This is a genomic window from Bacteroidota bacterium (genome assembly GCA_034439655.1).
Taxonomy (GTDB): domain Bacteria; phylum Bacteroidota; class Bacteroidia; order UKL13-3; family UKL13-3; genus CANJUD01.
The window spans coordinates 1-13005 of the sequence record JAWXAU010000103.1 but is presented as its reverse complement, the minus strand read 5'-3'; the positions used below and the strand labels follow the sequence as shown (position 1 = coordinate 13005).

Below are 13005 nucleotides of genomic sequence, written 5' to 3'. Positions count from 1 at the left end.
TAGATATATGATAAAACTTTACAAACGTATTGTTTTAACCTCAATAATAGCAAGCATGTTCTTGCTGATTTCAAGTTTAAACAACGAAGCAAATGCTCAGTGTTCTAGCTTGGTTTTGAAGGCTGTAAAAACCATTCGTAACTACAACAATTCTGCCGATTCTACCATATACATGGATAAGGACAGCTCCTGCGATTATTATACGGTAAGACTTAAAATTTCAGGTTATGCATCAGGCTCGCAGTTTAAATACTATTTTGGGGCAACTTCAATAAATCAGTATGCTGATACCGCTAGCAAACAATATGTTGGCTACAACGGATACATAAATATAAAAGTGGAAGTGCTTGACGGGAATGGTAATTTACTTTGTACTATAGTGAGAGATAGCATGTACAAATTAGGCGTAGCGACTACGCCCAACGTTACCTTTTCGCCATCGATATTATGCAATGGTCCTGATACCTTAACGTTTATTGACAACACACCAAATATTGTAAGCAGCATCATTATTATTGATGGTACAGTATATCAAAACAAAAGCAATATTAAACATAAAATTACGACCACAGGCTGTAAAAAAGTGATAGTGAGTCTTAAAAATACGGATGGTTGTACTATTAGTAAGACCTATGATTCAGCTGTTTGTGTATATAACAAGGTTAGTGTCGATTTTTCCACTCCCGACACGGCTGGATGCTTAATTCACAAAGCGAAATTCACACCTTCTGTGAGCAGTAATGGAACAACGTTAACCAGTTATCTTTGGAATTTCCCGAGTGGTAACCCTTCGACGGACACAAACTTAACACCTGCAACCATTACTTATTCATCAGTAGGGCAGTATGATGTGTCTTTGCAAGTAACGAATTCAGTAGGGTGTACTTTTACTGAATACAAGAAAAATTATTTAAGAACGGGCGATTCCGCAGCTCTTCAAGTTAGTGTTAATGATACTTCTTTTTGCAAAGGAGAGAAAGATACATTTATTATAAAGAACTTTAGTTCATACCCAGGCGGTGTTGCATATTGGTATTCTTCAAACAATTATTCGGTATATCAGCCCAGTGCAAAATCAGATACGTTTGTTGGGGTTTTTGCAAATTTCGGTATTAGTACCCAGCAACTTCGTTTCACCTTGAACGGTTGTAAAAAGTATTATAGTTGGCCTGTAAGAGTGCTGTATCCGAAAGCTTCTGCAAGCACAATTGATGGTGTAGTAAAATATTGTTCACCGCCTTATACATTTAGACTAAAGGCCGATACTTCCACTGTTCCTAAATTGGGAACAAATACCTATAAATGGGAAGTGTCTGATTCTACAGGCACTATTGGGAATCCCAACAAGACAGATTCCCTTGTTACGGGCGATACCCTACGAACGACACCTTTGAAGGGTGGCGTTTATACAGTAAGGTTAACTGTTACGAACACAAATGGTTGTTCTGATGTGGTTACGCTAAATAATTTTTTGAGTATAAAAGACCCAGTGGCTACTATGTCCATAAGCCCCAAGACCCTGTGCCCCTATGACTCTGTTTTAATAAAAAATACAACAGCGGCTTTTTCTATTGATACAATAAGGAAGGAATTTACTTTGTTCAATAAACTAGATACGTCCCAAATTCTTCGGTATAAATTAACTTCTTTTAATTCCCCTAAAGACACGATGCGGTACAAGTTTACCGATACAGGAAAATATTTGGTTCAATTAATGGTTTATACTGATTTTGGCTGTAGAGACACTATCTGGGACACAATTACAGTGGCTTCCCCAAAGATTGATTCTATTCACGCAGACACAAATTTTATCTGTGCCGGCAATCAGGTTTCATTTACTTCGTATGTGTCACCCAAGGGATTCTCATCACCTGTCTTAGTTCTAAGCGAAACGTGGTATTATAAAAACACGAATAGTACAGTATGGCTAACTGGGGCACCCTCTATAGTTTTTAATGATTGGGGCATATATGACGTAGCCTATGTGGTCAATAAACCTGGATTCTGCAAAGACAGTATTGCACGGATGAAGTATATAAAAGTAAGCTCAATCGGAGGTGATTTTAAAGCAGTTACTACTTCAGGGTGTAAAAACACCGCTATTAAATTCGACACACTTAATGTAGATTCAACGAATCATCCAATCAAAAATTCAAGAGCACTAAAGTATTCTTGGTCAGTAAACCCCAGTACCAATGTAACTATAGCAAATCCGAATTCTGCCAGCACCAATATTACTTTTGGAGACAATGGCTCATACGATGTTACCCTGACCATAAAAAATGCAGATAGTTGCACAGCACCCAATATTGTTAAAGTCGGTTATGTAACAATTGGTGTAGTTGCAGGGTTCAATATTCCACAAGGAGGATGTATGAAAGAAGACATATCTATAACTGATGGTTCGCAGAATAGCCCTTCTTCGGTTAAATGGACTGTGTTACCCGCCTCTATGGCATCAAAAGTAATTTTTGATTCAACTGTATACGGAACACCCACAAGCCCTAAAGTAAAGTTTTTGGATTCAGGTTGTTATCAGATAAGACAAACAGTATACAAAGGAACCTGCAGTGATACAATATCTCATACCATTTGTATACAAAGAAGTGTCCCTAAATATTACGCCTCTGATACCTTCTTTTATTGTGCTCCTCAGTTAGCTCGTTTTTACGCAGGTAGTTCTATCAACGCAGTATTATATAAATGGGATTTTGGAGATGGAAATACCTTAACCACTACTTCCGACAGTGCGGTTAACTATTACCAAACAAATGACTCGTGTAAGGATGTTACTTTGATTACCACGGACGCCAATGGTTGCTCAGATACTTTGTTTATTCCTTGTTATCTCAGATTTAATGGGCCGGTTCCTAAATTTGATTTGATTAACAGTATCGGGTGTGAGCCTCTTAATATTTCTATTGTCGACAAAAGCTATAAAATTAAGCAGCCTACATTTGACTTTGGCGATGGTACTACACAAACAAATGGTAGTGTTCCTAAGAGCCATACCTACTATTCGCCGGGAAATTCGTTGTATAGTGTGTATTATCCATCATTGTCAGCAACCGACGGTGCTGGATGTTATGCTCAGTATCCGTTGGCAAATAACAAAAACCCAGATAGCGTGGTGGTATATAAGAGATCTAAAGCATATTTTAGATCAGATACAACCCAACAATGTGAGCCTATGGAAGTACAGCTTACAGATACTTCAAAGTATACAACAGTTTGGCGTTGGACTATCACCCCTTCTACTTTCAGTTATTTACACGGAACTGATTCTACTAGCCAGTTCCCAATAATTCATTTTAATCCTGGCACTTATACTGTTAAACTATGGGTAACTAACGGCTCGGGCTGTGCCGATTCCATTATTAAAACAAACCATATTGTGAGCCACAAAAGAGCAAAAGTTTCTTTCTCAGTTAATGACACAGCAGAATGTAATAGTCTGTTTGCCACGTTTACCAATACTTCAACAAATGCAAGCAGCTATTCGTGGGATTTTGGAGATACTAAAACATCGACAGCAATAAATCCAACGCACACTTATACCCCAGGGTATTATAATGTTAAACTTTGGGCAAACAATGTAAATAATTGTGCAGACTCGCTTACCTATGATACCCTCGTAGAAGTTTATGATATTCCACAACCTAAATTTGGGGTCGACAAAACACAAGGCTGCGAACCTTTCACTGCACAGTTTACAGATTCATCTACTATTACCGATAGTGTTTTATGGGATTTTGGAGATGGTACTTTTTCTAATTTGAGAAATCCATCGCATAGTTATATACCAGGCACTTACACGGTAAAACAATATTGTTTTAATTTATACGGATGTGTAGACTCTTTAACTAAGAATAATCTGATAACCGTATACCGCAGGGCTGTTCCTTCCTATACTGTTAGCGATTCACTGGGTTGTGATACCCTAGTGGTTGTTTTTACCAATGGTTCATCATATGCCAATAGTTATAAGTGGGATTTTGGAAATGGGGTTACTTCCACTTTGGCAAATCCCAAAATCGGTTTTGGTGTAGGACAGTATAACGTAAAACTATGGGCCAATAATTTGAATAATTGCCCAGACAGTATTACCATAACCACCCGTGTTATAGTGAACGACAAACCGAAACCTAAAATGTACACACCAATACCCACAGGCTGTGAACCATTTACAGCATCCTTATTCGGTGATTCAACCTTGTATGCAAATAATTACCAGTGGGATATAGATTTGGATGGCACCATAGATTTTACTGTGCAAAACCCCGTTGTATCATTGCCTCCTGGCAAACACTCGGTGAAATTGATTGCAACAAGTTCATTAGGATGCGTTGATTCAACTACAGTTATTAACTTATTCACCGTTTATATAAAACCAGTAGCTGACTTTGTAAGCAATAAACCAAGTACCTGTTTTGGGGATAATGTTTCTTTCACCGATGTTAGTACTTCGGACGTAGCCTTAACAAACTGGTTATGGGATTTTGGAGATGCCACAACCGACACCAATCAGTTTCCCGCGGCCCATATTTATGCAACGGCAGGTTTTAAAACAGTAGCATTCTATATTACCAATTCTAATGGGTGCAAAGACACCATAACCAAAAATAATTTCATATTTGTAGATGATTCTATTCCGCCCGTTGTTACACAACTTACTTATGTGACAGTAGATACAACTTCTGGTTTTGAGCAAATAATTGCATTTTGGGATATAAATACCGATTCTAGTTTTGATGACAACAAGTTATATAGGTTAGACCCCAACCCTCTGAATGTATATAGTAGCTCAAATACTACTGATACTACATTTAATGATGGTGGTGCAAACTTGGTAAATAGTCAAACCTATAGTTACTTTATAACAACAACCGATACTTGTAAGTATACATCATTGCCCAGTGTGGTGCATACCACCATGTTGCTAAAAGCATCTACCTATGCTCCTATGACAAATTTGGTATCATGGACTCCTTATATAGGTTGGGGCGTAAATGGAATAGCGAAGTATGAGGTATATAGGAATACAGGACTTTTCGGTACTTTCGGCACACTAAACTTATTTAAAACAATGCAAGCTACTGATACTTCAATAGTCGACTCACTTCTTTGCGATTCTGACTATCAGTATGTGGTATTGGCGTATAGCCGAAATGGGTTATACCAATCTTTAAGTAACAAGAGTATGAACCACCCTCCATATAGCAGCCCCGATACGGCTGTAGGTATCACAAGGTCTACGGTAGTAAATGACAGATATACCCATACAAGTTGGAATGGAAGTGCTCACAGTGCTATCAAAAACTATATTCTTGACAGGAGTATCGATGGAGGAAATACCTGGATAAACCGTTATGGGATTGTGGCTAATAACCAAACAAGTTTTACCGATGTAAATGTAGATGTAAAGGACACATCTTATACCTATCGAGTAAGTGTGGAGGACTATTGTGGAAGCTATAGCCCAACAAGTACCGATATAGGCAAAACCATTTTGTTAAAGGCCAGAGTAGAAAATGAATATGTGCATTTGGCGTGGACTCCTTATGAGTTTTGGGCAAATGGAATAAAGGAATACAAAGTGCAACTCGACTTCAATGGAGTATGGCAAACCCTTGCAACCCTTAATACATTCGATACTCCTTATATAGATAAAGAAGTACACGAAGAGATAACCACAAATTATTGTTATAGGATTATGGCTCTCGAAAACGATGTCTTTGGCGATACGAGCATCTCTAACATAGGTTGTGCAGTTGTTCCTTCACGTATATGGATTCCCAATGCATTCACGCCTAATGATAGGGGGCCATTGAAGAATGAAGTATTTAAACCCATTTTGATATCAGTATTCAACAAAAACCTTGATGATGAGATAAAGAAATTTGAGTTTATAGTATACGACCGTTGGGGCCAGAAGGTATTTTATACCACAGATCATACAGTTGGGTGGGATGGTACGTCACGCAACAAATTGATGCCAGATGGCGTATATATGTGGGTATTGAGAGGACGCGGAATGGATGGTTATGAGTATAGTAAAAATGGAGTAGTACATTTGATACGATAACTGCAATACTCTTACAATCAACTAACTGAAATGTTTTTAAACATTTAAGTGTTGAAATGTTTGAATAAACGGGAAAAGTATCTTTATTTTGCAAAAAAGTAAATAAATCTGTCATGAAAAAATTATCATTATTTGCCGCTCTTTTGTTCGCTTATGGCGTAACTACGGCACAAGACCTTTGCGGTAACGTTACTGCTGTTGTTGATGCTTCCAGTACAGGGTTTGAAGCCATGAAAGGCAAGTTTTCTGGTGCCCAATACGATGGCCAATGGACTGCAACACAAAACATAGCAGGTGCTAAATCGTGTGTAATAGAAGAAAATAGTGGATGGTATATAGCCACTATGGTTAGTGGTGTTAGCGAAGATGCTGCTAAAGCTAAATTCAGCGACCTTAAAACCAAATTGCAAGGCTGTACTGCTGGCATGCAGTCATGGGGCTATGACAATATTGGAGAACACCTAAAAACGGTTTTCTTTAGCGAAAGCAAACAACCCCAAAATGCAAATGGAGGTGAAACAAATATAGATGAGAAAAAGCGTGATTCATTCTCTGACTGGGATGCTCTTCCATCTGGAAAAACAATTGAACTCGAAATACGTAAAGTGAATGGCGGTGGATCAGGATTTGAAGTAAGAATAAAAATATATAAAGCTTAATTTTATTTAATAATATTTAAAAGCGGGCTTTAGTCCGCTTTTTTTTTGCTCAAATGTTATAACCTTTTCTGGTGAAGCCAAACTATATGAACAGTATACTTAATGTATACACCGACCTAAGCGAAAATGAAAGGCGTACCTTTTTATTGCATACGGTGTATAGCCTTTTGGATGGGCTTATATTGGGTAGTTTTACCTTAAATGAATTTGTGTTTCAAAAAAACTTCCATCCTGATTTATTTAAGATTAGTTTACTGTTTCAGTTGGGAGTTTTGGTACTGCCATTTAGTATATTCTTCACCCAGTTTTACGAGAAGGTGGTCAATAAAAAAAGATTGCTCTCGCGAATAGGGTTATTTACAAGGATACCCTTACTATTATTTATTTTCTTCCCTATTCTTCCCCAGGATCAATTGCAAAGTGACTGGGTTCAGAATGTTTTTTTGATGGTGTTTCTCCTTTTTTATTTTGCATCGCCATTTACTATTCCACTAATTAATCACTTACTCAAGCTAAATTATAGTCCTGACAAATTAGGTAAATTATATAGTTATTCCTGGTCTATTAATTTGTTTACACAACTGGTATCAAGTTTATTGTTTGGCTGGCTTTTGGACGAGGTTCCCACGTCGTTTGCTTATGTTTATCCAGTATTGGGAGTACTGGGATTATTTTCCATTTATCTCATATCAAAAATAAGAAACGAAACAGAGCAAAAGTATTATGATGATATTAGTTTATTTGAATCGTGGGGCAATACTTTGGATAAATCGATTAAAATACTCACAGAGAATAAACCCTTTAGGGATTTTCAAATTGGTATGATGATATATGGCGTCGCCTTTTTGATGAACTTGGGCGTGGTCGCAAAATTTTTGAATGACGAATATGATTTGAATTATAGTGAAGTGGCTGGATACAAAGGAATAGCTTTGGTATTAGCTATACTGACATTCCCGCTATTTGGATTGATACTGGACCGGAAAGATCCTAGAAAGTTTGGCAATATGAGTTTTATTATATGTGCTTTGTTTTTTGTATTGATGATAGGAGCATATTTCTTTCATCAAACAATCCCTATGAATAGCATTCGGATATTTGTATTTTTAGCCTTGGCATATTTGGCATATGGCTTTTTTCAAAGTAGTATGACTATTTTGTGGGGAATAGGGAGCAGTTATTTTGCACCGAATGACCAAGTGGCCACGTATCAAGCAATTCATTGTTCGCTTACTGGAATTAGAGGTTTACTAGCACCTATTATAGGCACCTTGTTATTTTCCATGTTTAGCTTTGTGGGTGCATTTATCGCCTCAATTATATTGCTATTGTTTGCCATTTATTATCACAGAAAATCAATGCAGAAGTGGAGGCTGCCTAACAATAAACCCACTCAAGAACCAGCTAACATTGAGCTTTGACCTTTTAAACCATTCACATAGTCCATAACTGCCATTCTTTTTTTTCCTGCCAATTGCACCTCTGTCGGACATATAAAACCATTGTTACAGGTTATCTTCATGAGGTGTTTTTCTATAATAATTTCGCCCGGCAATCCATGCTGTTTGTTTATTTCAAAATTAGCAAAATATATTTTAAATGGTTCACCATTAATGGTAGTATAAGCAGCAGGGAAAGGGCTTAACCCTCTTATTTTATTATATATTTCTTCACAGTTGGACGACCACTTTATTTCGCAATCCGACTTAAATATTTTTGGTGCATGTTTTAACTCGAGCGTTTCTATTTGAGGTTGTAATTCAAGGTCGCCTTTTTCAATAAGTTTTACACTTTGCACTACAAGATCCGCACCTTCCATCATCATTCTATCGTGCAATTTACCAAATGTTTCGTCGTGGTATATGGGCATTTCCTTTTGTATAATAATATTGCCGGTGTCAATTTCATGTTTTAAAAAAAAAGTACTTAGCCCTGTGCTTATTTCACCATTCATTATAGCTCGATTGATGGGGGCTGCTCCTCGATATTGCGGCAACATGGAGGCATGCAAATTAAAAGTACCTTTTGGTGGAAAATTCCAAACCATTTCTGGCATCATTCTAAAGGCAATAACTATTTGTATATCGGGGTTTATGTTTTTTAATTGCTGCATAAACTCAGGAGATTTCATTTTTTCAGGCTGCAACACAGGTATGCCCAATTCGGTAGCTGCAAGTTTTACAGCAGAAGGTGTTGGTTTCATCCCTCTGCCTGCAAGTTTATCGGGCATGGTAACAACAGCCTTTACTTTAAAGCCCGCTTTAACTATGGCTTTCAATGAGGGAACAGCAAACTGCGGGGTGCCATAAAAAACTATATTCATAAAATAGCTATCATTTTAATTGCCGTAATAGCTGCCTCTATTCCTTTATTGCCCAACACTCCTCCTGCACGGTCGAGTGCTTGTTGTTCGTCATTTGTAGTGAGCAATCCAAATATAACAGGTTTATTATACTTAAGACCTACTTCTAATATTCCTTGAGCAGATGCTTGGCAAACATAATCAAAATGTTTTGTATCACCTTGAACTACGCACCCTAGGCAAATAACGGCATTGATGTCGTTGCGTTGAGCTAATTTTTGTGCAGCCAAAGGCAATTCAAAACTACCGGGTACTTGTATTTGCACAAACTGGATATTATAATAATCCAATACTTCTATAGCACCATGCAGTAACTTTTCGGTAATGTGAGCATTCCATTGAGCAATGACAATACCAATAAGAATATCATCTGCATTGATAACCTGTAGTGTTTTATAATCTTCTGATGGAGCTTGTGTCATGTGGTTGGATTTAAAATAAAAAAACCCTTGGCAAATATCTAATAAGCCAAGGGTTTTTTTGAATATATAATCAATTATTTTTTAGTTTTTGCAAGTCCCTTGGCACGTTCTATATATTTTTCAATATCTCGTGCTTGGTCGCTATTGAAATATTCTTTTTGAACTTTTTGATAACAGTCGGCGGCTTTTTCGTATTCTTTTAATTCTTCATAAGCCAAGCCTGCTAATTTTTGATAACGGGCAGAGATGTTTATGAGTTTAGCATGATCGGCGGCTTTTTGAAAATAGCTTGCGGCTTTTTCATACTCCTTTTTATCGGAATAGGCTTGTCCTAAATTACCAAGGGCGTGGGTTTGTGCAACTTTGTCGCCAAGGTCAAATTTTTCCAAGTATTCAATGGCTTCATCAGTTTTACCTTGCTCCAAAAGTATTTTTCCAATCCTTAATGCGGCACGTTTACCAGCTTTTGTATAGCCATAATCATCGGCGATTTCTTTTAAACCGGTAATTCCCATTTTAGCGTCTCCGTTCATGGCATACATAAGCGAATCGTCAAAATCCATCATGTCCTCAGCTTTATAGGCTTTGTTATTTGCTTCTTCTTGGCCTGGTTCTACAATAAAATATTTATAGCCCAAGTAGCAGCCCAAAAGAAGTACAATAGCACTAACGCCAATGGTTAGGCCCTTTTTATTGTTCATGAAAAAGTTACCCCAATGAAATTTTTTCTTATGCATTTTGGATGATGCATCCACATTTTCTTGGTTGAATTCTGTTGTTTCGTTTTGCTCCATTTTAAATAGATATTATAATATACTTTATGTTTTTTATTGTATGATAAAAGGATAATCGTTTTCTACATACACGTCTGAATATATATCGGCATGATCGGGGTATGGCGAGTTCTCGGCAAATTCCACACTATCACTTACCTCCTTTTCAATTCGGGTTTCAATTTCTTCAATTTCCTTTTCTGATAGATATTTATTCGACATCAAAACAGCCCTCACTGCTTCAAGCGGGTCTTGTTGTTTGAATCCTTCAACTTCTTCTTTAGTACGATATTTTGCGGGGTCGCTCATACTATGACCCTTGTACCGATAGGTTTTTATTTCAAGAAAAACAGGCCCTTTGCCGTCTCTGCAATGTTTAGCGGCATCGACTATAGCCTCGTGAACAGTTTCTACCGCCATGCCATTTACTAATTTTGAAGGCATGTCGTAGCCGAGTCCAATTTTATAAATCTCCAACATATTTGTTGTGCGTTCAACAGATGTGCCCATAGCGTAACCATTATTTTCGCAAACAAAAATAACAGGTAATTTCCAGAGCATTGCCATATTAAAAGTTTCGTGTAAAGCTCCTTGACGCACGGCCCCATCGCCCATATAACAAATTGTTATTTGCTTGCCTCCACGATATTGGTCGGCTAAGGCCATACCAGCACCGAGGGGTATTTGCCCACCAACGATACCGTGCCCGCCAAAAAAATTATGTTCTTTGCTAAACAAGTGCATGGAACCACCTTTGCCTTTTGAGCATCCTGTAGATTTTCCATAAAGCTCTGCCATTACAGCATTTGCACTAATACCACAACCCAATGCATGGGCATGGTCTCGATAGGCGGTAATGATGCGGTCGTCTTTTTGAATTGCACTCATAGTGCCAGCTACAACTGCCTCTTGGCCAATATATAAATGACAAAAACCTTTAATCTTTTGTTGGCCATACAACTGAGCAGATTTTTCTTCAAAACGCCTCATCAACAACATTGCGTTGAACCATTCTGTGTATTGCTCTTTGTTATATTTAGATTCTTTAACCACCTTTTCTAGGTTTAAAATAAGGGGGGCAAATATAAAGCACAAACAATCATCTTGACTATTTTTTTAGGTTTATTTGTGTCTGAAATAGAGCTATTTAATTGAGAACAAAACTAATATGTAAGTTTTTGGGCAAATAGGAGTCGTTAATAAATTGTTGATACATACTTGAGGGTTTATCTTTGCCTTCACAAAAATGAAAAAAGGAGGAAAACTTATTATTTTTTCAGCACCTTCAGGTAGCGGTAAAACTACTATTGTCAAGCACTTACTTAATAAGTTCGATGGCTTGGCTTTTTCGGTTTCGGCGTGCACGAGGCAAAGACGGATTGGAGAAATTGATGGAAGGGATTATTACTTTTTGGATATAGATTTATTTAAAGAAAAAGTCCACAACAGTGAATTTGTAGAACACGAAGAAGTATATCCGGGTAGTTTCTACGGCACCTTAAAATCGGAAATAGATAGGTTGTGGGACATGGGAAAACATGTACTTTTTGATATAGATGTAGAAGGGGGCTTGAACATAAAAAAACAATATGGGGAAAAGGCCTTATCTGTTTTTGTAAAACCAGCTTCCATTGAAGTGTTGAAGGAGCGTTTATACAATCGTTCGACCGAGACAGCATTGCAACTAGAGGTGAGATTGAATAAAGCCGTTTCGGAATTAAAGTATGAGAATGAATTTGACAGCGTACTAGTTAATGCTGATTTGAAAACCGCTTTTGAGGCCGCAGAGGCATTGGTTTCAAATTTTACTGGACTTAAACCGAAGGATCAACAAAACATAGAATCTGTTGCATAAAATATTCTCAATATCGATTTGTATCCTATTATCAATGGCATCTGCTTTTGCTGGTCCGTCAGTTGACAGTGTGATTAACAATAAGTTTGAAAGCAATTATTGTAGATTGCCAGGCACAGGTTGGGCGATGGTGGCACCAGAAGGTTTTTTGCCAAATAGAGCAGGTCATGGATTTCATTCTACCGACCGCAAGAATTTTATATATGTAAAAGAAACCAATTTCGACCAACAAAAGTTAATACGACAATGCAGCACCCATGTTATTAAACCCAAGCATTATATCATAAATGGGTTCAATTCATATTATTTTGACAAGGAAGACAATGAATGTTTTTCATCGTATGCCATGCTAATTATTGTTGATGGAGAGCGACAGATTGAGGTGGTATTGATGGAGGACAACAATAATGTAAAGACGATGGCAGAGATGAAAAAATCGGCATTTTCTTTTATTATAGACTCCACCTATAAATACAGTGCCCAACAGACTTTAGATTTTGATTTAGACTTCTCTGGTTCCAAACTTCAAACGGTGGAAGTTTTGCCATTTGAGCGGGTTAGTTTTGAAAGCAATGATTTTGACAGCAGTGTGCTTGAAGTGTTTCTCAGGCCCGATGAATTGGTTTGCCCCAAAAGTATAAAAGAGTATAAAAAGGAAAAACCAGCCGGTTTGGTATAGCAAAACCTCAAATTTGCAAAAATAAAAATAGACAATCTTACGGCTTATGAATTTCAAGGGATACAACGCAATGATTTTACAGTAAAATATTTCTATAAATTATTTATTGACGGTAAAGAGATTAGCTATAATATGGAAGCATATAGCAAAAACTATGAACATATATTAAT

At 37.3% G+C, this 13005-nt stretch carries 9 protein-coding genes; 5 read left to right on the top strand and 4 right to left on the bottom strand.

The window, feature by feature from the left end; all coding sequences use genetic code 11:
- Positions 1–7: 7 nt before the first annotated feature.
- The 3 genes from SGJ10_06960 to SGJ10_06950 all read left to right on the top strand — a co-directional run bounded on the left by SGJ10_06960 (position 8) and on the right by SGJ10_06950 (position 8165).
- Entirely contained in the window at positions 8–6085 is a 6078-nt protein-coding gene (locus tag SGJ10_06960) for a PKD domain-containing protein (protein ID MDZ4757862.1), read from the top strand.
- A gap of 113 nt (positions 6086–6198) precedes the next feature.
- Positions 6199–6744 carry a hypothetical protein gene (locus SGJ10_06955; GenBank protein ID MDZ4757861.1) on the top strand — a complete coding sequence of 182 codons (546 nt, stop codon included), beginning with the start codon at positions 6199–6201 and terminating at the stop codon, positions 6742–6744.
- Positions 6745–6830: 86 nt separating this feature from the next.
- A complete protein-coding gene (locus SGJ10_06950; GenBank protein MDZ4757860.1) occupies positions 6831–8165 on the top strand; it encodes an MFS transporter in 1335 nt (444 codons plus the stop codon).
- Here SGJ10_06950 and fmt read toward each other — a convergent pair.
- The 4 genes from fmt to pdhA all read right to left on the bottom strand — a co-directional run bounded on the left by fmt (position 8138) and on the right by pdhA (position 11354).
- Positions 8138–9067 (bottom strand): methionyl-tRNA formyltransferase, encoded by a 930-nt coding sequence (gene fmt, locus SGJ10_06945; GenBank protein ID MDZ4757859.1) that lies wholly within the window; start codon positions 9065–9067, stop codon positions 8138–8140. The two genes, SGJ10_06950 and fmt, sit on opposite strands and share 28 nt — an antisense overlap.
- The gene (gene ribH, locus SGJ10_06940; GenBank protein ID MDZ4757858.1) at positions 9064–9528 is read right to left on the bottom strand and encodes a 6,7-dimethyl-8-ribityllumazine synthase; all 465 of its coding nucleotides are present in this window, start codon (positions 9526–9528) and stop codon (positions 9064–9066) included. The genes fmt and ribH overlap by 4 nt, the downstream gene beginning before the upstream one ends.
- A 74-nt stretch (positions 9529–9602) precedes the next feature.
- Positions 9603–10322, bottom strand: coding sequence for a tetratricopeptide repeat protein (locus SGJ10_06935; protein ID MDZ4757857.1), 720 nt, complete (start codon positions 10320–10322; stop codon positions 9603–9605).
- A 33-nt stretch (positions 10323–10355) separates the two neighbouring features.
- The gene (gene pdhA / locus SGJ10_06930) at positions 10356–11354 is read right to left on the bottom strand and encodes a pyruvate dehydrogenase (acetyl-transferring) E1 component subunit alpha (GenBank protein ID MDZ4757856.1); all 999 of its coding nucleotides are present in this window, start codon (positions 11352–11354) and stop codon (positions 10356–10358) included.
- Positions 11355–11547: 193 nt separating this feature from the next.
- Between pdhA and gmk the strand changes: the two genes are divergently transcribed.
- Positions 11548–12156: a guanylate kinase gene (gene gmk, locus SGJ10_06925; protein ID MDZ4757855.1), complete on the top strand. Its 609-nt coding sequence runs from the start codon at positions 11548–11550 to the stop codon at positions 12154–12156.
- Between the two features lie 34 nt (positions 12157–12190).
- Entirely contained in the window at positions 12191–12835 is a 645-nt protein-coding gene (locus tag SGJ10_06920) for a hypothetical protein (protein MDZ4757854.1), read from the top strand.
- Positions 12836–13005: the final 170 nt, after the last annotated feature.